The following is a 20,737-nucleotide window of genomic DNA, read 5'->3' as shown; positions in this document are numbered from 1 at the left end:
GCTATTTATTGAACCAACATCACATTTACCCCATTCAAATGTGATGTTCTGCGCAGATTTTATTTATTCTTTAACTGTTCGACTAATGCCACGAACAGGGCAAACCACTCCGAAAGGGTGGGACGCAAAGCCTCCGGCCTTAAACAATAAATTGTCTGGTAGCGGGGTTGCCGATGGCGAAGATGCAATATGTCATACTGGTGATACTTGCAATGGTATGACACCATACTGACACAGTTTCTGCATTATTTTGCTAATCTCTCGGACCTGAATTGGTGGCGTATACTTATACACCGAGAATACACAGCATGGATAAACCAATACTAAAGGACTCAATGCGTTTATTTGAGCAGCTAGGCTACATAAAGTCTCGCTCAATGTTTGGTGGATTTGGCATTTTTGCCGATGACACTATGTTCGCACTTGTGGTTAACGATAAGCTTCACGTAAGAGCTGATGCGACTCTCGCAAACCAGTTCAAATCTCATGGACTCGAGCCGTACGTATACAAAAAACGCGGATTTCCTGTCGTTACTAAGTATTTCGCTCTCAGCGAAGATTGGGCAGCAGATAGTAGCAAAACCCTCGAAATCGCTCGTATAGCGTTGAGTGCAGCTAACAAAGAAAAGCAAAACCAGTCACTGGCGAAACCGAATCGCTTGAAAGACTTACCTAACTTGAGGCTCGCGACTGAAAGAATGCTTAAGAAAGCAGGCATAGATTCCGTTGAGAACCTCGAAGAAGTAGGCGCAGTTAACGCGTTTAAAGCTATCCAGTCGACTCACTCAGCCGATGTCAACATCGAACTGCTCTGGGCTCTAGAGGGAGCGATCAACGGCACTCACTGGTCTGTAATACCCCAAAGTCGTCGACAAGAACTGTTAACTCAAATTAATTAGTTATAGATTTGTCTAAAAAGTCAGCCATTGCGCTGACTTTTTTGTTTGAAATTTGGCACTTGCTTTACCTGTCCTATCTATTAACACTAATCAAACGATCTCTAGCCAAAATTTAGGACGAGGCCACCCACTATGAATAAAAAAATTATCCTAGGCATACTCTTTGTCGCATTAATTGTTCTACTGGCTGTTAACTTCAGCCAATACCTGACGCTAGAGAACGCCAAAGCGCAGCAAGCCGAGTTCGCCACGTTTATCTCTGAAAATTTTGTACTTGCTGCAGCCAGCTATTTTATTGCCTACGTCGCCATTACAGCGTTTTCAGTTCCCGGAGCGGTTGTTGTGACCTTGTTGGGCGCAGCTTTATTCGGTTTCTGGACCAGTCTTATACTCGTTTCATTTGCGAGCACCATAGGCGCTACTTTAGCGTTTCTTAGCAGCCGATACCTGTTAAGGAATTGGGTGCAAAGCAAGTTTGGCGGAAAACTAAGCGCCATCAATCAAGGAATGGAAAAAGACGGCGCATTCTATCTGTTCTCGTTACGCCTTATCCCTGTATTCCCATTTTTTCTCATTAACTTACTCATGGGACTAACCCCCGTCACAACGCTGCGTTTTTATCTCGTCAGTCAATTGGGTATGTTGCCCGGTACAGCCGTGTATCTCAATGCGGGTACTCAACTTGCGCAAATAGATAGCTTGTCCGGCATTGTCTCGCCAACTGTTTTGGCCTCGTTTGCGATTCTTGGTTTGTTTCCCGTCATAACAAAATGGCTTATCGCGAAGATTAGAACTTCTCCATCTGCATCAAATGGAAACGTGTGATGAGAATTTACTCAGCTTCCAACCCAGCCGAGGCACACATTGTTTGCGAACTGCTAAAGTCTCAGCGCATATCATGTGAAGTCCGTGGGGAAGGGATATTTGGTCTACAGGGGGAAGTGCCCTTAGGTGAAAGCAGCGAGCCCTTTATTTGGCTACTAGATAGTGGCCAAGTTGAACAGGCCCATGCGGTCATCGAGCAATTTAACTGCGCCTCGTCCGGTACCCCCTGGTGCTGCACGCAATGTGGTGAGACCAACGAAGCACAATTTGGTGTATGTTGGCAATGCGGCGAGAGTGCTCCTTGAGCAGGGAAATCGAGCGGATGCTTGCTCTATGACTAACGCTGCTCTATCTGCTGCTGGATAAATGAAATGGAGTGGTAGTTGAATTCTTCAGGGCGTTCAACGTTGCAAACATGGCCACAATTGGCAATTTCCAGTAGCTTGCTTTTCTGATGCGCCGCAACCATCTCTTTGACTGGCTGAATGAACATATAATCCCTCTCCCCCATCAGGTAAAGAGTCGGAATTGGCAGTTCTTTGTCTTTAAAGTATTTCATCAGCGGGTTGACTTCAGCCGTTAAGATGAACCAACGTTTAAATTCTTTTTGACACAGGTTTTTGGCTTCGCGGATGAACAAATGGCGGGACTCTCTCTGAGTACGTTGTGGCATCACAATGTAAGCAAAAAGGCTATACAGCCACATGTAAGGGATAATGTGCTTACACAAACCGCCTAACTTGACGAGTATTTGTGAACGGATGTTAAAACGCGTCACCGCGCCACCTAACACCATAGACTTGACTCTATCAGTCGCGAGTTCTGCTAAATTGCGTACAATAATGGTTCCCAGAGACATACCGACAAAATGCGCGGAGCGAATCTTGAGGTGATCAAGCACCTTGAGAATATCCATTGTCACCGCTTGAAAAGTATATCGGTTAGCAATCAATTCTTTGATCAGTTGATTTGACTTGCCATGACCTCTCAAATCAATAAGTAGCAAGTTGAAATGCTGTTTGTAAGCTTTTATCTGCTTAAACCAAATCGACGAACTTCCCCCTGCGCCATGCACAAAGACTACCCATTCATCACTGGTTGGATGGGAAAATGTTTTGTGGAATAGCAAAGCGTCACTCATATATAAAACTTACTTAAGAGGCCAATCGGGTTACGGAGATTATCATAAACATCGTGGTTATTACGTCAGTTTGCGTCAAATCTTACCGAGTGATAGTACTAAAAGTGTAAGCAACTATCAAAAAAGGCGCCATAACGGCGCCTTAAAACAGAGTCATTTTTCAACTCAATGCACTGTGATATAACTCGATATACTCTTGTGCAGACTTGTTCCAACAGAAGTTTTGCTCCATAGCATGTAGCTGGACACGTTTCACTTCATTAGGTTCCTGAGCATAAAGTAGTAAAGAGCGTTGCAAAACATTGAGTAGTGCTATCGGCTCGGGTTCGTAAAAAACAAATCCTGTGGCGTCGCTAGTGTCAACATCATAATCATTGACACTATCTTTCAAGCCACCAACACCACGAACAATAGGCAGTGTGCCATAGGCCATGCTGTAAATTTGATTTAAGCCACACGGCTCAAATTCAGACGGCATAACGAAAAAGTCCGCCCCGGCCTCGACTAAATGCGCCAGTTCGTTGTCGTATGCTTCAATGAAGGCAAATTTGTCGCCATACAGCGCAGCAATCTCTTTAAGCTGTGAAGCTAACACCGGGTCACCTGTACCAACGATAACCACTTGAACTTGGTGTTTCAGAAAATCACTCAGTATCGGCAGTAGGTAGTGAACCCCTTTTTGATGGGTCAAGCGACACACCATGCCGTAAACGGCAACATCTTGCTCACCTAGCCCAACGCGTTTTTGTAGCTCTCGTTTACACGCCTTTTTACCGCGTACAAGGCTTTGGCGACTCGCTTTGTAATTCGCTGGCAAATAGGGATCGTTTTGCGGATCCCATGCCGAGTAGTCACAGCCATTTAGAATCCCAACCAGATCTGAAGAACGATGTTGAAAGTCTTGCGCCATACCATGGCTACCAAGCTCTGTCTTTAGCTCATCAGCATAAGTGGGGCTCACAGCATTGATTTTATCCGCATTCATCACGCCAGCTCTGAGCATAGTCACGTGAGTTGCGCTGACCGCCGCGTCAGGCGCATAACGTGTATGCATCTCAGGTAAAGATTGCAGCTCATCGTAGCTAAATACGCCTTTAAACACAGCGTTATGCACTGACAAAACACTCTTAGTCTGAGCGAAGAAGTCGTCTGAATGATAGCGATGCTTGAGCAAATACGGTACGAAACCTGTGTGCCAATCATTCGCATGCACTATGTCTGGTTGAAAGCCAAGCTTGGGTAACATATCAAGGCAAGCGGCGCTAAAAAACGCGAATCGTTCACCATTATCTTGATAAGCCTGATTGTTCTCGGCGTACATTTCTGGTCGATCGAAATACTTTGGACAGTCAACGGCATAAACAGGTACGCCGACGATTTCCAACGCTTTAACTTGGTACTCAGTATGCGGCCAATGCTCAAGCTGGGTTTCAAGAACAACCTTTGCTTGATCAATACCTGCCATGTTTCGATAAGCAGGTAAGGTAATACGAACATCCTGTTGGAGTTCAAGAAGCGCTTCAGGCAGTGCCTTGGCAACATCTGCCAAGCCACCACTTTTGATTAACCCTTCAACTTCTGAAGCTACAAATAGAATAGATAAATTCTTAGTAGCCAATTCGCGCTCCTTTGGAAATGACAACGATGCCACTTTCCGAAACGTGGTAGTGCTTCTTATCTTCAGACAAATTGACACCAATTTGGGTACCAGGTGCGATATCAACACCTTTATCGACGATGACACGTCTTAGGACACAACCTTCACCGATTTTAACATCGCCAAGGAAGATACTCTCACTAATGTCACACGCAGAAGCGACATTGCTGCGGAAACCCAGTACAGACTTCTCGATACGTGAGCCACGAACATAGCTACCACTACAAACCAAGCTATTGATGATTTGCACACGGCCGTTGTCTGAATCAGTGAATGTCGCCGGTGGCAACGGTGGGTAATAGGTATGTAATGGCCATTTACGGTTATAGAGAGAGAATGGTGCATCTTTCTCTAACAGATCCATATGTGCCTGCCAGTATGCGTCGATGGTACCTACATCACGCCAGTAGACTTCTTCTTTCTCCCCGGTGATGCGGTTAGTACTGAAATCATAAACATACACATTTCCGCGTGGGAACATCTTAGGAATGATATCTTTACCAAAATCGTGCGAAGACTCTTCATCTTCAGCATCTTCAATCAGTTCTGCAAACAGATCCTTCGCTTCAAACACGTAGTTGCCCATAGAGACAAGTGCGTATTCAGGATCGCCAGGAATCGATTTGGGGTTGGCTGGTTTTTCTTCAAAGCCAATCATTCGCCCTTCACTGTCGACTTCAATCACACCAAATTCAGACGCTTCTGAGAGTGGCATTCTTAATGCTGACACTGTCAGAGCTGCTTGCTTTTCTACGTGAAAATCAAGCATTTGTTTGATGTCCATTTTGTAGATATGGTCAGAACCGAAAATACAGACTTGATCAGGTTCTGCCAACTGCATGAAACTTAAGTTCTGAAAAATCGCATCCGCGGTACCTTCGTACCAACGTTTACCGCGGCGCATTTGTGCAGGGATAGGATCGATAAAACGATCAGTGATACCACTGATATTCCAACCTTTTTTCAAGTGGTGAAATAGAGATTGAGACTTAAACTGAGTCAGTACGTAGATACGCATCAAATCAGCATTAACGAAGTTGTTTAGAGCAAAATCAATCAGGCGATAACTACCGCCAAAAGGAACCGAGGGTTTACTACGAGACTCTGTAAGAGGACGAAGGCGTGACCCTTCTCCACCAGCGAGGATCATTCCCAAAACACCAGCCATTTAAATATCTCCATTTTATTTATTGTGTGTGATAAGTCCGTATATTGGGGGAGGACCTATCAAAATTTTTTATAGTTGCACTATTCCTATTCAGCACAACTGGCAGCAAAATATCTTTGCCCACACCTGTTGTAATGGTCGCTAACCGCCACCTTACGATGTGCAAACGATGTATTATAACTTATCGTATTTCAGCAAGATTACAATTTAAAATATCCTGTACCATCGACCTCACACTTATTACTTTTGCACCTCCTGCGATAGCTCACAGATTCCCATCTGAAATACACATGTCGATAACAATACCTCTACATTAACGTGACTCAACTCGCAAACAGGTACGAGCACTGGCTAAATACTTCACACCATCAGGTTGACTAATTTGTCCTGCATTTTCACATAGATCATGAATATAAATAGCGTTCTTAGACGAAGATTTAGCGAGATATAAAGAGCTATCTGCAAGCGCCGCCTGCGGCATAGAAAGACTTGGTTGAATTAATGTTACGCCTATTGATAGATTTTCAGTCAGATCGAGAGCAGAAATTTGAGCATACTTCCACAGCAACTCTTCAACCACTTCGTCGATCATTTACTTGGCAAAACTATGAGCAGCGAATAGAAAAGTCGCACTGACAAGAGCTAAAACGGTCAGTAGCTTGATTCTCTGTTTCATGATGTCCTTCCTGTGGGCCATCTAAAGCAATAGAAGCTACTTACTATATTGTCAAAAATGCCAATTATAATCTTCAAACTCAACGTTTGATTCAGCCAAGATTTGTAGGTAAGTCTCACCAAAATGAAAACAGTTGACCATTCGGCTCATAAAAAAAGCAGCCTGGTGGAGGCTGCTTTTTGTTCATTTTATACGGTTACTTTTTCTTTGCTGGCTGTTTACGCTTGTCGGTAATTTCCCATTTACCGTCAACATAAAGCGCCGTGTAACCCGTAGGCTTACCATCAACTTCAGAACGCACGTAGTTCTCTTTCGATTTACGGCTAAAACGTACCACCATCGGCAAACCATCTGGATCTTTGTCAGGCGCTTCAGTCAAATAATGGAATTTAGGTGACAGACGCTCTTTAAAGCGCACCAACTCTTCCACTAAAGGAGCACGCGTCTCACGTGATTTAGGGAAGGTACTGGCGGCCAAAAACAGACCAGAGGCGCCATCTCTAAGTACGAAGTACGCGTCTGAGTTCTCACATGGTAACTCTGGCAGGTGAACTGGATCTTCCTTAGGGGGAGCCACTTCACCATTTTTCAGAATCTTACGCGTGTTTTTACACTCTTCACTGGTACAGTCCATGTATTTGCCAAAGCGACCATTCTTAAGCACCATATCACTGCCACACTTGTCACACTCGACTACTGGGCCGTCATAACCTTTTACTTTGAATTCGCCATGTTCAACCACATAACCTTCACAGTTCGGATTGTTACCACATACGTGAAGCTTGCGCTTATCGTCAATCAAGTAAGCGTCCATTGCGGTTTCACAGATTGGACAACGTTTTTTCGCGCGTAGAGCTGCGGTTTCAACGTCTTCTTCCAACACATTGATAATGCCGTCTTCATCACCTAAGTTGATCGTTGTCTTACAACGCTCTTTTGGTGGCAAAGCGTATCCAGAGCAACCCAAGAAGACACCTGTAGATGCAGTACGAATCCCCATAGGGCGCGAACAGGTAGGACATTCAATATCTGTGTAAACGATATGATTGGGTTTCATACCGCCTTCTTCTTCATCAAGCTCAGCTTTGGCTAGATCGCCAGTGAAATCATTAAAGAAATCATCCAGTACACCTTTCCAATTTGCTTCACCTTCAGCAATCTGGTCAAGCTTCTCTTCCATGCGTGAAGTGAACTCGTAGTTCATCAACTCGTCGAAACTACCATCTAAACGGTCGGTAACAATTTCACCCATTTTCTCGGCATAGAAGCGGCGCTGCTCAACTTTCACATAGCCACGATCTTGAATGGTTGAAATGATAGAAGCATAGGTTGAAGGACGGCCAATACCTCGCTTCTCCAACTCTTTAACCAATGCTGCCTCTGTGAAGCGCGCAGGTGGCTTAGTGAAGTGCTGTTTAGGATCGAGCTTAACAAGCTCTATGCTGTCACCCACTTGAACGGCTGGCAGAATTTGGTCTTCGTTCTTACCCAATGGGCGCTGAACACGCGTCCAACCGTCAAATTTTAGGATGCGACCTTTGGCTTTTAGTGTGTAGTCAGCGGCTTTAACACTGACTGTCGTCGAATCATATTTGGCTGGTGTCATTTGACACGCGACAAATTGGTTCCAAATGAGTGAGTACAGTTTGTGCGCGTCTGCTTCCATACCATTTAGATCGTCAGCTTTCACTGCAACATCTGAAGGACGAATCGCTTCGTGCGCCTCTTGAGCGCCTTGCTTGCTACCGTAAACATTAGGCTTGCTAGGTAGGTAAGCGTCACCGAATTCACTCTCAATGAAACCGCGTACTGTTTCTACCGCTTCTGAACTTAAGTTTGTCGAGTCGGTACGCATATAAGTGATGTAACCCGCCTCGTAGAGACGCTGGGCAAGCATCATGGTCTTCTTAACACCATAACCTAAACGCGTACTTGCAGCTTGTTGCAATGTCGAGGTAATAAAAGGCGCCGAAGGCTTGCTCGAGGTTGGGCGATCTTCACGCTTGCATACTTCGTAACGCGCATTTTCCAGCACTGACATTGCCGCTTGCGTTTCTGCTTCATTGACTGGCTTGAACGCAACGCCTTCTTTTTGCGCGACTTGCAGGCGGAAATCGGTTTTATCTTGAGTCTTAGTATCTGCGTGGATATCCCAGAACTCTTCCGGAACAAACGCTTTAATTTCACGCTCACGCTCAACTAATAGTTTTACTGCTACAGACTGTACGCGCCCTGCAGACAAGCCACGTGCGACCTTCTTCCACAATAGCGGTGACACCATAAAGCCAACAACACGATCCATAAAACGACGCGCTTGCTGGGCATTTACACCAGGCATACTCAGTTCGCCAGGCTTTTCGAACGCCTGTTGAATCGCATTTTTAGTAATTTCGTTAAAGACAACGCGTTTGTATCGCTCTTCATCGCCACCGATGATCTCACGAAGGTGCCAAGCGATGGCTTCTCCTTCGCGGTCCAAATCGGTTGCTAGGTAAACGCTGTCTGCGTCTTTAGCGAGCTTTTGTAGTTCCGCCACAACTTTTTCTTTGCCTGGCAGAATTTGATAATTCGCTTCCCAACCATGGTATGGATCAATGCCCATCTTTTTGATCAGTGACTTGCGGTCTTTTTCTTTTTTAATCCGTGCTTTTTCTTCAGCACTTAAGCCCTTGGTTGATACCGCAGCAGCTTTCTGGCCTGTGCTTTGACCAGCTGTCGGCAGATCACGGACGTGACCTACGCTGGACTTTACAATAAAGTCCTTACCTAAATATTTATTGATGGTCTTCGCTTTGGCTGGCGATTCCACAATAACCAGTGACTTACCCATAATTGACTCAAGTGTCCTTTATCGAGTGCGAAATTATCGCACGACATACTTAATACTTTGCTTCTTTTTTTACTATTGAGCGAGATTACAAGAAGATCAATATCTTTTTTTATTTTCTATCTTGACTGCTCGACAATTCAGCGATGTTCTCAACGTTAGCACTTGTTTTTATACGGCGAGCGTTTTGCTCGTTGGGTCAAGTTCAAATTCGCCACATACTAAACGCCTCAACCTCTCACGTGCCAACGCACGGCGCTAATTTTTTGTTGCTAGTCACAAAACCTTTGCGCTTAATCCCACGACAGCCAAGATGCGATTGATCTATCGCAATTGAATTTATGGATGAACCCTCTAAAATTCCAAGCATCAGTTTTTTATTAATATGCTCAACTCAATAAGGTATTGCCATGAGTGACAAAAAGATTATTTCTCAATTTGAGTTATTAATGATCGCCAATCATATAATTCAAGAGCACGCCGATTACATTGAAGGAATGCGTGCAGACAGCGTCGAAGAGAAAGATGACGTGCTGGTATTTAAAGGAAATTACTTTCTAGATGATAACGGTTTACCAACAGCACAAACGACCGCCGTTTTTAACATGTTTAAGTATTTAGCACATCATTTGTCGAAAGAGTTTACGTTAGAGAATTAAAGCACAAAGTGACGCAAAAAAGGGTTGGTATAATTTACCAACCCTTTGTTTTATTAACAGGTATCTGCAAAGCGCAGCGTTGTACAGCTAGGCACTCAATCCTTCAAGTTTATCGAAATAATCAGGGAAGGTTTTCGATGTACATTTAGGGTCATTAATCGTAACTGGCGTGTCGCTCAAGGCAACCAGAGAGAAACACATCGCCATACGATGGTCATCGTACGTGTCGATGGCAGCGTGTGTCAGTTTCGCAGGTGGTGTCACTATAATGTAATCTTCACCCTCTTCCACTTCGGCTCCCACTTTACGTAATTCTGTTGCCATTGCCGCTAAACGATCCGTCTCCTTTACTCGCCAGTTATACACGTTGCGAATAGCCGTTGTACCTTCGGCGAAAAGTGCCGTTGTTGCAATGGTCATTGCCGCGTCCGGTATATGGTTGAAATCCATGTCGACGGCTTTTAACTGACCAACACGAGAAATCACATAGTCATCGCCCCATTCAATTTCAGCACCCATTTTTTCCAGTGCATCGGCAAATTGAATGTCGCCTTGGATACTCTTTTTACCGATACCTGTGACTTTTATTTCGCCACCTTTGATTGCAGCGGCAGCCAAGAAATACGACGCCGAGGAAGCATCACCTTCAACAAGAAAATCCCCAGGAGCAACGTAAGATTGGCCTTTGCGAATCACAAATGTTTGGTAGTCGTTATTCTCAACCTCAACACCAAATTGAGCCATAATATGCAGCGTAATATCTATGTAAGGTTTGGAAACTAAATCACCGATAATTTTGATCGTGACATCATCTTCAGCCAGAGGAGCAGACATTAAAAATGCGGTTAAGAATTGACTAGAAATAGAGCCATCAATTTCTACCGTTCCGCCTTTTAGTCCTGTGCCGAGTATTTTGAGCGGCGGGTAATTTTCATTTTCAAGGTACTCAATTTGCGCTCCAGCTTGGCGCAGTGCATTGACCAAATGCCCGATTGGACGCTCTTTCATTCTTGGCTCACCAGTAAGTATGTACTCACCACCACCCAAACAGAGCGCCGCAGCCAACGGGCGCATCGCAGTACCTGCGTTACCAAGAAAAAGCTCTAATGTTTGAGGTGCATTAAACGGCTTACCTAAGCCTTCCACTTCACATACCGTTTTATCTTCAGACAGCGTAAATGTGACGCCTAGTTGCGTCAGAGCATTAAGCATGTGACGAATATCGTCACTGTCGAGTAAATTGGTTAATCGCGTTGTTCCACTAGCCAATGCTGCCAGTAGCAATGCTCGGTTAGAAACACTTTTTGAACCAGGTAAGTTGACCTCACCATTGACTTTATTGATAGGTTGTAACGTAAGGCTTTCCATTAAAATTGATATTCCTTTCTCACCCTATAGTCCTATACAGGATGATGAAAAATTCTTCGTACTTGCAGACTATCTAAATTCCCCTGCTAAAACCAGACCCAAATCACGATTAAAACTGAATAATTATCTCCTCCGTTCACGTCGTATCAATGCCCATTAATATGTTTTATCAGCGCCTACTCCATCATCAAAATAACGAATGCGAACGCTATTTCTTTACTAAGCTGGATTGGCAAATAACGTAAAAACCAATATGATCGACAGTAACATCTTCATTTTTCCTTCACTGAATTCATGGCGATTTATCTCACCGAACTTGATTCCAACCAATTGTGGTTTCCATCCACTTTTGATGCATTAGCCGACCCAAATGGCTTGCTCGCTTTTGGTGGGGATCTCTCTACTGACAGGCTACTCCTTGCTTATCAACATGGAATTTTCCCATGGTATGGCCCAGGAGAGCCGATTCTATGGTGGAGTCCTTCACCGAGAGCTGTATTTGTTCCTAAGGCCTTTCAACCAGCAAAAAGTCTCAAAAAATTTCAGCGCAAACACCAATACCAAGTGTGTATTAATCGAGCGACAGATAGGGTGATTGACTATTGCGCATCGACTCGCCGTGAAGACGACACTTGGTTAAATGAAGAGATGCGCGCTGCCTATAAGCAGTTAGCAAAGCAGCAACATTGCCATTCAGTGGAGGTTTGGCGTGACGGGTCGTTGATTGGTGGCTTCTACGGCCTAGCCATCGGCCAAGTTTTTTGCGGTGAGTCGATGTTTAGTTTAGAAACCAACGCTTCTAAGATTGCTCTGTGGTACTTTTGCCGCCATTTTGCAATGCATGGTGGTCAACTCATTGATTGTCAGGTGCTGAATCCACATTTGGCCTCTCTGGGTGCGATCGAACTTGAGCGTGAAGATTTTATGCAAAAACTGCTATCCTTTAACAATAAACCACTGCGTAGCGGTTGTTTTTCTCAACAGGGTATAAACAGTGACATTTGGGGAGAGTATGAGCTCTGAATTGCAGCAAATCCGCATAGGTCTAACTGATAGCCACCCATGCAGTTATCTTGCCGACAGACAAGAACGGGTTGCCGTCGCACTGGATCCTACAATGCATTGTGGCTCAAGCTACGAAGTATTGCTTGCCAACGGATTTCGACGCAGTGGCGATACGATATACAAGCCTCATTGTGACCATTGCAGCGCCTGCCAAGCCATTCGCGTTTCTATTCCTGATTTCACACTATCGCGTAACCAGAAAAGGCTGCTTGGCAAAGGGAAAGCCTTTACTTGGCGACTCAAAGAACAAATGGATGATCATTGGTTTGAGCTTTATTCTCGCTACATTGAAGCGCGCCACAGCAATGGCACCATGTACCCACCCAAAGAAAACGAGTTCGCGCAATTTTCACAATGCGCTTGGCTCAACACTCAGTTCTTGCATATTTACGACGATGACAAGCTAATTGCTGTCGCGGTCACCGATATTCTCTCCAACAGTGCGAGTGCGTTCTATACCTATTTTGATCCTGATTACGCCTTATCTCTCGGGACCTTAGCGGTATTATTTCAGATCCAATATTGCCAAGAGCAAGGCAAACAGTGGCTTTACCTCGGTTATCAGATCGATGAATGTCCTGCAATGAACTATAAAGTCAGATTTCAGCGTCATCAAAGGCTAGTAAATCAGCGTTGGCAAGGGTAGAATACGCCCCAACTTTACTTAATTCATTTTTATCGGCATTATGCGCCGATTGAAATCGTCCATTTTTAAAAGAGGATTAAATGGCTAAAGAAGACGTAATTGAGATGCAAGGCACTGTCCTTGATACTCTACCAAACACAATGTTTCGTGTTGAGCTAGAAAACGGCCACGTAGTTACTGCTCACATCTCTGGTAAAATGCGTAAGAACTACATCCGTATCCTTACTGGTGACAAAGTAACTGTAGAGATGACTCCATACGATCTGTCTAAAGGTCGCATCGTCTTCCGTGCTCGTTAATCTCAGACTGCTTAGTGCAATCAGAATTAGTCGAATACAAACAAAAAAGCGAAGCCTAGTGCTTCGCTTTTTTGTTGCTTAATGTCATCTCAGGCTATTTGCCTAGCGCTTCTTTATAATGCTCTCGGCACACAGAAACGTAACGGTCATTGCCACCAATCGCCACTTGATCGCCTTCGGCAATCGCGACACCATGTTCGTCAGTACGAATAACCATGTTCGCCTTACGGCCACAATGACAAATCGTTTTTAGCTCAACTAACTTATCTGCCCAAGAGAGCAGATACTTGCTGCCTTCAAACAATTCACCAAGGAAATCGGTTCTCAAACCGTAGCAAAGAACGGGAATGTGGAGCTTATCGACCACTTCAGTAAGCTGATAAACCTGCTCTTTGGTCAAGAATTGGCATTCATCAACCAGGATACAATGACGTTTCTCATCTTCGTTTAATGCAGCCACCTCTTGGAACAAGTTGGTCTCACCATTAAAAAGATGCGCATCAGACTGAAGTCCGATACGTGAGCTCACTTTTCCGACACCGTAGCGGTCATCTAATGCAGCGGTGAAAATAACGGGCGTCATTCCACGCTCTTGATAGTTAAAAGAAGACTGAAGAAGCGTCGTTGATTTACCTGCATTCATTGCAGAGTAATAGAAGTACATCTGTGCCACAGATTGATTCCTATAAAAATATAATAAAAGCGTAGAAAAAAGGGCTGCGAATACAGCCCTTGATAGTTATTTGCGACGCCAAGTTGTCCCTTCAGGGCCATCTTCCAGAACGATGCCCATTTCTGTCAACTTATCACGTGCCATATCAGCATTTGCCCAATCTTTCGCCGCGCGTGAGTCATTACGCAGTTTAATCAGTGCTTCAATTTCAGCCACTTCATCATCGTTTCCTGCATCCCCCTTAAGGAAAGCTTCTGGATCTTGGTGAAGAATACCGATGACATCCGCAAGCTCACGCATGAGAGAACCTAGCGCACTTGCCGCTGCAACATCTTCCGTTTTGACACGGTTAATTTCGCGCGCCATATCAAACAACACTGAGTAAGCCTCTGGCGTATTGAAATCATCGTTCATCGCCTCAGCAAAGCGCTTCACGTACTCTTCACCACCTGCGGCTGGAATCGATAGGTCAAGACCACGGAGTGACGTGTACAAACGCTCTAACGAAGCACGCGCTTGATTGAGGTTTTCTTCGCTGTAGTTCAACTGACTGCGGTAATGGCCCGACATTAAGAAATAACGCACGGTTTCTGCATCAAAATGGCCAAGAACATCACGGATGGTAAAGAAGTTACCCAGAGATTTAGACATCTTTTCTTTGTCAACCATCACCATACCACTGTGCATCCAAGTATTAACGTACTGAGTGCCATGTGCACAGCAAGACTGAGCAATTTCATTCTCATGGTGCGGGAACTGAAGATCAGAGCCACCACCGTGAATATCGAAATGGTTACCTAAAATTGATGAGTTCATTGCTGAACATTCTATGTGCCAGCCCGGGCGACCTGGGCCCCATGGAGATTCCCATGTAGGTTCACCTAGCTTCGACATTTTCCACAGCACAAAATCGAGCGGACTGCGCTTGGCTGAGTCAATATCAACGCGCGCACCGGCCTGTAATTGGTCTAAATCTTGTTTAGATAGCTTGCCGTATTCATCAAACTTGCCAACTTCAAACATCACATCGCCGTTGCTGGCCACATACGCAAAGCCACGTTCGATCAGTTTTTCAACTAACGCGATGATCTCAGTGATGAATTCCGTTGCTCGTGGTTCAATGTCTGGTCGCTTCATATTAAGCGCATCAAAGTCTGCATGCATCTCACCAATTAGGCGTTCAGTTAATGAATCACAGCTTTCGCCATTTTCATTCGCACGTTTGATGATCTTGTCGTCAATGTCGGTGATATTACGGACAAACGTTAGGTCATAGCCTAAATAACGTAGGTAACGAGAAACCACATCAAACGAAACGAAAGTACGGCCGTGGCCGATATGACAGAGATCATAGATGGTTACCCCACAGACATACATACCGACTTTACCGGCATTGATTGGTTTGAATTCCTCTTTCTGTCTTGTGAGTGTGTTATATATCTTTAGCATGATCTCTTTCTAATATTTAGGTGAAACAAAATAGTTGCTCAGTATATCAAGTCACGTTCGCTTAGGTAATCCCTGAAACGCGCAAAAAGCCATCATAAACACCTATACTCAGGTCTCAACCCTCACTTTTCGCGTATTAATGTCCGAAAAGTTACGTTAGAATCTGGCTCTCAAAGCAATAAACACAGCTAAAGGAAAAAATCATGATCACCCTTCACACAAATTTTGGTGACATCAAAATTCAACTAAACGAAGAAAAAGCACCTGAAACAAGTGCAAACTTCCTACAGTACTGCCGTGATGGTTTCTACGACAACACACTATTCCACCGTGTTATCGATGGTTTCATGATTCAAGGTGGTGGCATGGAATCTGGCCTGAAAGAAAAGCCCACTCGTGCGCCAATCAAAAACGAAGCAAACAACGGTCTGAGCAACAAAGTTGGCACACTAGCGATGGCGCGTACAATGGAACCGCATTCAGCAAGCTCGCAGTTCTTCATCAACGTTAACAACAACACTTTCCTAGATTTCCGTAGTGAAAGTCTAGATGGTTGGGGTTACTGTGTATTCGGTGAAGTGGTTGAAGGCATGGACATCGTCAACAAGATCAAAGGCGTTAGCACAGGTTCTTACGGCATGCATCAGGATGTTCCATTAGAAGACGTACTAATCACTGGCGCAACAATCGAAGAATAATCAAATTAAAGAGAGCGCGTTCAGCGCTCTCTTGCTATTTTACTATGACCACACTTTTTATATCTGATTTACATTTATCTGCTACGACACCTGAGATCACTCAATGTTTTGTGCAATTTATGCGTGAAGAAGCGATTCATGCTGAGGCACTTTACGTACTCGGAGATCTGTTCGAGTTTTGGATTGGTGATGACGATTGCTCGGACTTCGCACTGTCAATACGCGCAGAATTTAAGATGCTGACTGATAAAGGGGTGCCTTGTTTCTTTACTCAGGGTAATCGCGATTTCTTAGTCGGCAAACGGTTCAGTAAACAAACCGGCGTTCAGTTGCTCGGAGATGAAACGGTTATCGATCTTTATGGACGTAAAGCTGTCGTTCTGCATGGGGATACACTTTGCACCAAGGATGTAAAATACCTTGAATATCGCGCTAAAGTGCAACAACCTTGGCTACAGTGGATATTTAATCGTATCCCAATGTTTATCAAGAAAAAAATTGTCCGCAAAGTCCAATCTGACATTCGAACTGACAAGCAATCAAAATCACTCGATATCATGGATGTCACCCAAGATGAAGTTGAGCAAGTGATGTTGAAGCATCATGTGGATCTTATGATCCACGGGCATACACATAGACCCAATGTTCATCACTTTCCCGTAAAAGAGACCGACTATACTAGGATTGTATTAGGGGACTGGTACTCTCAAGGCTCTGTCTTGGTTTATGATAAAGATGGTTTTGAACTACAGCAGCGACCTTTTGCAAGCTAAATCACTTCTTTTTCGCGCTGTTTAGTCCACTCTTATTAGAGACTATTTTTGTCAAATTTACATGGAACGTGGTATCTCCCTTGACTTACTCATATATAGCTAGACAACCCATACTTGATCAAGACAAACACACCGTTGGCTATGAGCTTCTGTTCAGAGATGGTCCAAACAACACTTTTCCAGAGATCGATCCTGAACAAGCAACCAGCCGTTTGTTGTCCGATCATTTTCTTTCGACCCACTACGAAACACTCGGTGACAAGTTAGGCTTTGTTAACTTCCCTTACCAAAGCCTAATCAATAGAGTTCCGACGCTGTTTCCATCAGATAACTTAGTGGTTGAAATTTTAGAAGATTGCCCTCCTACGCCAGAACTTTTCTCCGCCGTTAAGGATATGTCTTCTGCTGGCTATAAAATCGCACTTGATGATTTTATCCCGAGCAAAGAATGGAAAGCATTTCTCCCGTATATCGCTTTGATTAAATTTGACATCAGGCAGGTACCAATAGAAAAAGCGCGCAATTTTATTCTGCGCCTGTCAGGAACCAAAATTAAGTTTCTCGCCGAAAAAGTTGAAACCTACCAAGAGTTTGAGCAAGCTAAGCGTGCAGGCTTTGACTATTTCCAAGGTTATTTTTTTAGCAAACCAGAAATGATTACGCGAAAATCAATCGCACCTTCATTTATGACAGTCGTGCAGCTACTTACTGAAATCTCCAAACCAGAGATGGATTATGCTGCAATCGAATCTTTAATCAGCAAAGATGTTACCCTGTCGTACAAACTGCTGACGCTGGTCAATTCATCAGTGATCGTTAAAAGCAAAATCCAATCTTTCAAACAAGCGCTCGTGTACTTGGGAGAAGAAAAGTTGAGAAAGTTTATCTCTTTAGTCTCACTTGCTTCCAGCCAAGAAAGAAAGCCCGATTATCTATATGGGTTGTCGATTCAAAGAGCACGTTATTGTGAACTTATCGCATCACAAATAAAGACTAAGTTGGAGCCAGGACAAGCGTTTTTAACCGGCATCTTCTCTTTGCTTGATAGCTTATTGGATCGCTCTTTAGAACAGGTCGTTGCGGAAATATCAGTTGATGAGTCAATTAAACTTGCTATCACCAAAAACGAGGGTGTGCTAGGCGAAATTTTATTGTTAACCAAAGCCTATGAGCAAGCTCAGTGGGAAGATGTGCGCCGCTACTGTCAATCAATCGGCGTGGATGAAAGCGTATTAAGTCAGTGTTATAACGCTTCGGTGAAATGGACGGCAGACCTTCTCAATGTACAGCATGAATAAGCGGAGTTTTTATGAATTTGTGTCCTTGTGGCAGCCTTAAGGATTACAACCAATGTTGCGAACCTATCCATAACAATCACTCACTCGCTAATACGCCTGAACAATTGATGCGTTCTCGCTACAGCGCACATGTGAAAGGATTGGTCGATTACGTCGTCAACACTTATCACCCAAGCTGCCACGCAGAAAATGAGCGTGAAGCGATCGCACAATCGATCGGTAGTGACTGGTGCGGACTGGAAGTCATCAGTACTGAAAATGGTAATAACCAAGATGAGGGCTTTGTCACTTTCAAAGCTTATTTCAAGCAAGATGGTGAGCAATACTGCTTAGAAGAGCGTTCTCGATTTTTACGAGAACACCAGCTCTGGTACTACATTGACGGTATTTTTCCCCAATCAGATGATGACAAGGATGCCATCATCGACCCAAGATTGAACCAGTCAGTCAGCCAAATAAAAGTTGGCCGTAATGACCCATGTATCTGTGGCAGTGGTAAGAAATACAAAAAGTGTTGTGGCTAAACAGTAAAGGCAGGAATCAATCCTGCCTTTTTCAATTCATAACGCGCTAAACTCTCGACATCCTATTTAATACCAATAATGAGGGTCGCTACTTCTCTTCATTAGGGTTGACGCGCACGATGTCTTCTTGCCCTGCTTGAAACTGTTTTTTCAATTCAGCCTTGGACTTAAAGCTAATTTCTCCACCTTGTGCAACTGTCATGTGCTGCGCTTCTGCATTATGCTTAGATTGATACAACATCACAGCTTGCATACAAGAGTCTCGCTGCTGTTGCGAAAGTACGTTACCCTCGGGCCACTTACCTGTTTCTACAGCAAAAAGTAGACGCTCGTACGCCTCTGGAGTGATAGCGTCAATTAACTGCTCTGCGTCCATAGTCTATCCTTAAAAGTCAGTGGTGATAATTAAGCGCACCTTAACTGGCTCATAGACTCAGTCAAGACAACAACAAAAAATAAGTGTAACGGATCACAAGCAACGACAGTATGAACACTCTCAAAACAGTTTTTATATTAGCTATTGCTCTTATTGTTTCTGGCTGCTTAGAAGGCAACAAGAACACTGAGCAACTGTGCGCAAACAACCCTTCCCTTCAATGCTCTCGGCTGAATATGGATGATGGCCAATGTCGCATACCAAGAACTGACTTGATTTGGCATCGTTTTGAAGTCTTAAAAAACCCAACAGACGAAAACCGAATTGAAGAGTATCGCTATCTTGCGGCATATAAAAAGTGCCTAGAGTTGGCTTCACAAATTCAACCGATCGATCAATCTGCTCTGAAGCAGCAACGTTTTAACGCGCTAGTGAATTCTGGTGATGATCTTGACAAGATTGTCGCCACGTTAGAGAAGTCCTCTTCACCACAAGCGCTGTACTTTTTATGGAGCCAAATTGGCAGCGATGAAGCTCGCAGAGGCTTTCTACAACTCGAAGGATCGCCCGCACTTGAAACTGCCGAGCTTCAATACGCGCTGGCGACCTTTTATACCAGCCGCGATCAACATAAAACGCGTGACTTGCTAATACATTCACTTGAATTGACTAATAGTAGCAAGGTCAACACCGAAGTATTTAAGTCTTTAGCAAGTACAACTTATCGCTTGGGTATGAAAAAAGAAGCCTATATATGGACCATGGTGGCACAAAAATTTGGTGTGCCTATTGTCTCTGAAAGTGAGTTGCAGCTTCTATACGGTTTCGACAGCAGTGTTTATAACCAATTGGATGATATTGCAGACCGAGTTGAAGATGCTATCGAAAGCGGCACATTCAATGCAACCCTGATTCCCAAGTTTGCACAATCTTGAATAATTGAAAGGATGAAACAGAGAGCGGCGATATTATCGCCGCTTTTTTACGAATTGTTGAAAATTAACGACACGGAGTTGACGCAAAAACGTTCGCCTGTTGTCTTAGGTCCATCTGGAAAAACGTGACCTAAATGGCTATCACAAGCGGCGCAACGAATTTCTGTCCGCACCATTCCGTGACTTAGATCTTCTAAATAGCGAATAGCCTCACTATTGAGAGGGGCATCAAAGCTTGGCCAGCCACACCCTGAATCGTATTTACTGTCTGAGCTAAACAAGGGGGCTTGACAGCAGGTGCAGGAATAGATCCCCGTCTCTTTATTATGCAGCAACCTGCCACTAAAAGGCGCTTCCGTACCTTGCTCTCTACAGACTCGATACTCTTCACCCGAAAGCACTTCACGCCAGTGTTCATCAGGCTTGACCACTTTTTTTATCGTTTGTGTCACGACCAAAAATCTCCACTTTCTCAATTTTAATTATGACTTTTTTTTTGAAAAACTTGCACTCAATAACTTTTGTAGCACATACTTTGAAGCCATAACAGAATGTTTAATCTTTCAGCAATGCTGTCTACATCTGAACTATTTTACGTCAACTGGTTAGGGAATAAATCAGTAATCCGTTCAAAACATCGCCATTTAAGACTAATTGTGAAAAAAAGCGACGCTTTTTTTTGACTTTAAACAAGTTAAGTCCGATTATCTATTGCAGATTTTGACTGGATTCTGTAATTTTACTACCAGTTATCTTTAATCAGAAATTAAGTTGTGGAGCA

Annotated in this window: 22 protein-coding genes and 1 riboswitch; of the genes, 12 read left to right on the top strand and 10 right to left on the bottom strand. The window is 43.9% G+C overall.

The window, feature by feature from the left end:
- Positions 1-88: 88 nt before the first annotated feature.
- A riboswitch (cyclic di-GMP riboswitch) is annotated at positions 89-175 on the top strand.
- Positions 176-308: 133 nt separating this feature from the next.
- The 3 genes from TW81_RS08980 (at position 309) to TW81_RS08970 (ending at position 2,029) form a co-directional block, all read left to right on the top strand.
- Positions 309-899, top strand: coding sequence for a TfoX/Sxy family DNA transformation protein (locus TW81_RS08980; RefSeq protein ID WP_045955376.1), 591 nt, complete (start codon positions 309-311; stop codon positions 897-899).
- 132 nt (positions 900-1,031) lie between these two features.
- Complete coding sequence (locus tag TW81_RS08975; protein WP_045955375.1) at positions 1,032-1,724, top strand: TVP38/TMEM64 family protein; 693 nt, start codon at positions 1,032-1,034, stop codon at positions 1,722-1,724.
- Positions 1,724-2,029 carry a putative signal transducing protein gene (locus TW81_RS08970; RefSeq protein WP_045955374.1) on the top strand — a complete coding sequence of 102 codons (306 nt, stop codon included), beginning with the start codon at positions 1,724-1,726 and terminating at the stop codon, positions 2,027-2,029. The genes TW81_RS08975 and TW81_RS08970 overlap by 1 nt, the downstream gene beginning before the upstream one ends.
- 32 nt (positions 2,030-2,061) lie before the next feature.
- On the opposite strand, the gene TW81_RS08965 is transcribed toward TW81_RS08970, so the two are convergent.
- From TW81_RS08965 to topA, 5 genes are all read right to left on the bottom strand, one after another.
- Positions 2,062-2,865: an alpha/beta fold hydrolase gene (locus TW81_RS08965; protein ID WP_045955373.1), complete on the bottom strand. Its 804-nt coding sequence runs from the start codon at positions 2,863-2,865 to the stop codon at positions 2,062-2,064.
- 160 nt (positions 2,866-3,025) lie between these two features.
- Entirely contained in the window at positions 3,026-4,483 is a 1,458-nt protein-coding gene (gene glgA / locus TW81_RS08960) for a glycogen synthase GlgA (RefSeq protein ID WP_045955372.1), read from the bottom strand.
- Positions 4,473-5,690: a glucose-1-phosphate adenylyltransferase gene (gene glgC, locus TW81_RS08955; protein ID WP_045955371.1), complete on the bottom strand. Its 1,218-nt coding sequence runs from the start codon at positions 5,688-5,690 to the stop codon at positions 4,473-4,475. Before glgC ends, glgA begins: the two co-directional genes overlap by 11 nt.
- 313 nt (positions 5,691-6,003) lie before the next feature.
- Positions 6,004-6,282 carry a hypothetical protein gene (locus TW81_RS08950; protein WP_045955370.1) on the bottom strand — a complete coding sequence of 93 codons (279 nt, stop codon included), beginning with the start codon at positions 6,280-6,282 and terminating at the stop codon, positions 6,004-6,006.
- Positions 6,283-6,562: 280 nt separating this feature from the next.
- The gene (topA, locus tag TW81_RS08945) at positions 6,563-9,196 is read right to left on the bottom strand and encodes a type I DNA topoisomerase (protein WP_045955369.1); all 2,634 of its coding nucleotides are present in this window, start codon (positions 9,194-9,196) and stop codon (positions 6,563-6,565) included.
- Positions 9,197-9,603: 407 nt separating this feature from the next.
- Between topA and TW81_RS08940 the strand changes: the two genes are divergently transcribed.
- A complete protein-coding gene (locus TW81_RS08940) occupies positions 9,604-9,852 on the top strand; it encodes a YciN family protein (protein ID WP_045955368.1) in 249 nt (82 codons plus the stop codon).
- An 87-nt stretch (positions 9,853-9,939) separates the two neighbouring features.
- Here TW81_RS08940 and aroA read toward each other — a convergent pair whose 3' ends face one another.
- A complete protein-coding gene (gene aroA / locus TW81_RS08935) occupies positions 9,940-11,220 on the bottom strand; it encodes a 3-phosphoshikimate 1-carboxyvinyltransferase (RefSeq protein ID WP_045955367.1) in 1,281 nt (426 codons plus the stop codon).
- Positions 11,221-11,514: 294 nt separating this feature from the next.
- Between aroA and aat the strand changes: the two genes are divergently transcribed.
- The 3 genes from aat (at position 11,515) to infA (ending at position 13,230) form a co-directional block, all read left to right on the top strand.
- Positions 11,515-12,243 (top strand): leucyl/phenylalanyl-tRNA--protein transferase, encoded by a 729-nt coding sequence (gene aat / locus TW81_RS08930; protein WP_045955366.1) that lies wholly within the window; start codon positions 11,515-11,517, stop codon positions 12,241-12,243.
- Positions 12,233-12,931, top strand: coding sequence for an arginyltransferase (locus tag TW81_RS08925; protein WP_045955365.1), 699 nt, complete (start codon positions 12,233-12,235; stop codon positions 12,929-12,931). Before aat ends, TW81_RS08925 begins: the two co-directional genes overlap by 11 nt.
- An 80-nt stretch (positions 12,932-13,011) precedes the next feature.
- Positions 13,012-13,230 (top strand): translation initiation factor IF-1, encoded by a 219-nt coding sequence (gene infA, locus TW81_RS08920; RefSeq protein WP_001040192.1) that lies wholly within the window; start codon positions 13,012-13,014, stop codon positions 13,228-13,230.
- A 94-nt stretch (positions 13,231-13,324) separates the two neighbouring features.
- Here the strand turns inward: infA and TW81_RS08915 are convergent, their stop codons facing one another.
- A complete protein-coding gene (locus tag TW81_RS08915; RefSeq protein ID WP_045955364.1) occupies positions 13,325-13,903 on the bottom strand; it encodes a thymidine kinase in 579 nt (192 codons plus the stop codon).
- A gap of 66 nt (positions 13,904-13,969) precedes the next feature.
- Positions 13,970-15,352 (bottom strand): cysteine--tRNA ligase, encoded by a 1,383-nt coding sequence (gene cysS, locus TW81_RS08910; protein WP_045955363.1) that lies wholly within the window; start codon positions 15,350-15,352, stop codon positions 13,970-13,972.
- A gap of 203 nt (positions 15,353-15,555) precedes the next feature.
- Between cysS and TW81_RS08905 the strand changes: the two genes are divergently transcribed.
- The 4 genes from TW81_RS08905 to TW81_RS08890 all read left to right on the top strand — a co-directional run bounded on the left by TW81_RS08905 (position 15,556) and on the right by TW81_RS08890 (position 18,645).
- Positions 15,556-16,050 (top strand): peptidylprolyl isomerase, encoded by a 495-nt coding sequence (locus TW81_RS08905; RefSeq protein ID WP_045955362.1) that lies wholly within the window; start codon positions 15,556-15,558, stop codon positions 16,048-16,050.
- A gap of 44 nt (positions 16,051-16,094) precedes the next feature.
- Positions 16,095-16,823: a UDP-2,3-diacylglucosamine diphosphatase gene (lpxH, locus tag TW81_RS08900; protein ID WP_045955361.1), complete on the top strand. Its 729-nt coding sequence runs from the start codon at positions 16,095-16,097 to the stop codon at positions 16,821-16,823.
- Positions 16,824-16,903: 80 nt separating this feature from the next.
- Positions 16,904-18,121, top strand: a complete 1,218-nt coding sequence (locus TW81_RS08895) for an EAL and HDOD domain-containing protein (protein WP_045955360.1) — start codon at positions 16,904-16,906, stop codon at positions 18,119-18,121.
- An 11-nt stretch (positions 18,122-18,132) separates the two neighbouring features.
- A complete protein-coding gene (locus TW81_RS08890) occupies positions 18,133-18,645 on the top strand; it encodes a YchJ family protein (RefSeq protein WP_045955359.1) in 513 nt (170 codons plus the stop codon).
- Positions 18,646-18,733: 88 nt separating this feature from the next.
- On the opposite strand, the gene TW81_RS08885 is transcribed toward TW81_RS08890, so the two are convergent.
- Positions 18,734-19,021: a YeaC family protein gene (locus TW81_RS08885; RefSeq protein WP_045955358.1), complete on the bottom strand. Its 288-nt coding sequence runs from the start codon at positions 19,019-19,021 to the stop codon at positions 18,734-18,736.
- Between the two features lie 110 nt (positions 19,022-19,131).
- On the opposite strand from TW81_RS08885, the gene TW81_RS08880 reads away from it, so the two are divergent.
- On the top strand, positions 19,132-19,956 hold the full coding sequence (locus TW81_RS08880; RefSeq protein ID WP_045955357.1) for a DUF2989 domain-containing protein: 825 nt from the start codon (positions 19,132-19,134) through the stop codon (positions 19,954-19,956).
- A gap of 47 nt (positions 19,957-20,003) precedes the next feature.
- Here TW81_RS08880 and msrB read toward each other — a convergent pair whose 3' ends face one another.
- On the bottom strand, positions 20,004-20,408 hold the full coding sequence (msrB, locus tag TW81_RS19035) for a peptide-methionine (R)-S-oxide reductase MsrB (RefSeq protein ID WP_084715850.1): 405 nt from the start codon (positions 20,406-20,408) through the stop codon (positions 20,004-20,006).
- Positions 20,409-20,737: the final 329 nt, after the last annotated feature.

The sequence above is a fragment of the Vibrio galatheae genome (genome assembly GCF_000967545.1).
Lineage (GTDB): Bacteria > Pseudomonadota > Gammaproteobacteria > Enterobacterales > Vibrionaceae > Vibrio > Vibrio galatheae.
Note: the sequence above shows the minus strand (reverse complement) of the source record. Positions and strands in the feature narration are given on the sequence as shown.

What these genes read in the sequence shown, in the direction of transcription:
- aroA (WP_045955367.1), bottom strand. Translation starts at nt 11,220, where the DNA reads ATGGAAAGCCTTACGTTACAACCTATCAATAAAGTCAATGGTGAGGTC.
- cysS (WP_045955363.1), bottom strand. Translation starts at nt 15,352, where the DNA reads ATGCTAAAGATATATAACACACTCACAAGACAGAAAGAGGAATTCAAA.
- TW81_RS08970 (WP_045955374.1), top strand. Translation starts at nt 1,724, where the DNA reads ATGAGAATTTACTCAGCTTCCAACCCAGCCGAGGCACACATTGTTTGC.
- lpxH (WP_045955361.1), top strand. Translation starts at nt 16,095, where the DNA reads ATGACCACACTTTTTATATCTGATTTACATTTATCTGCTACGACACCT.
- TW81_RS08880 (WP_045955357.1), top strand. Translation starts at nt 19,132, where the DNA reads ATGAACACTCTCAAAACAGTTTTTATATTAGCTATTGCTCTTATTGTT.
- TW81_RS08925 (WP_045955365.1), top strand. Translation starts at nt 12,233, where the DNA reads ATGAGCTCTGAATTGCAGCAAATCCGCATAGGTCTAACTGATAGCCAC.
- TW81_RS08940 (WP_045955368.1), top strand. Translation starts at nt 9,604, where the DNA reads ATGAGTGACAAAAAGATTATTTCTCAATTTGAGTTATTAATGATCGCC.
- TW81_RS08885 (WP_045955358.1), bottom strand. Translation starts at nt 19,021, where the DNA reads ATGGACGCAGAGCAGTTAATTGACGCTATCACTCCAGAGGCGTACGAG.
- TW81_RS08950 (WP_045955370.1), bottom strand. Translation starts at nt 6,282, where the DNA reads ATGATCGACGAAGTGGTTGAAGAGTTGCTGTGGAAGTATGCTCAAATT.
- aat (WP_045955366.1), top strand. Translation starts at nt 11,515, where the DNA reads ATGGCGATTTATCTCACCGAACTTGATTCCAACCAATTGTGGTTTCCA.
- TW81_RS08975 (WP_045955375.1), top strand. Translation starts at nt 1,032, where the DNA reads ATGAATAAAAAAATTATCCTAGGCATACTCTTTGTCGCATTAATTGTT.
- TW81_RS08980 (WP_045955376.1), top strand. Translation starts at nt 309, where the DNA reads ATGGATAAACCAATACTAAAGGACTCAATGCGTTTATTTGAGCAGCTA.
- glgC (WP_045955371.1), bottom strand. Translation starts at nt 5,690, where the DNA reads ATGGCTGGTGTTTTGGGAATGATCCTCGCTGGTGGAGAAGGGTCACGC.
- TW81_RS08965 (WP_045955373.1), bottom strand. Translation starts at nt 2,865, where the DNA reads ATGAGTGACGCTTTGCTATTCCACAAAACATTTTCCCATCCAACCAGT.
- topA (WP_045955369.1), bottom strand. Translation starts at nt 9,196, where the DNA reads ATGGGTAAGTCACTGGTTATTGTGGAATCGCCAGCCAAAGCGAAGACC.
- TW81_RS08890 (WP_045955359.1), top strand. Translation starts at nt 18,133, where the DNA reads ATGAATTTGTGTCCTTGTGGCAGCCTTAAGGATTACAACCAATGTTGC.
- TW81_RS08905 (WP_045955362.1), top strand. Translation starts at nt 15,556, where the DNA reads ATGATCACCCTTCACACAAATTTTGGTGACATCAAAATTCAACTAAAC.
- infA (WP_001040192.1), top strand. Translation starts at nt 13,012, where the DNA reads ATGGCTAAAGAAGACGTAATTGAGATGCAAGGCACTGTCCTTGATACT.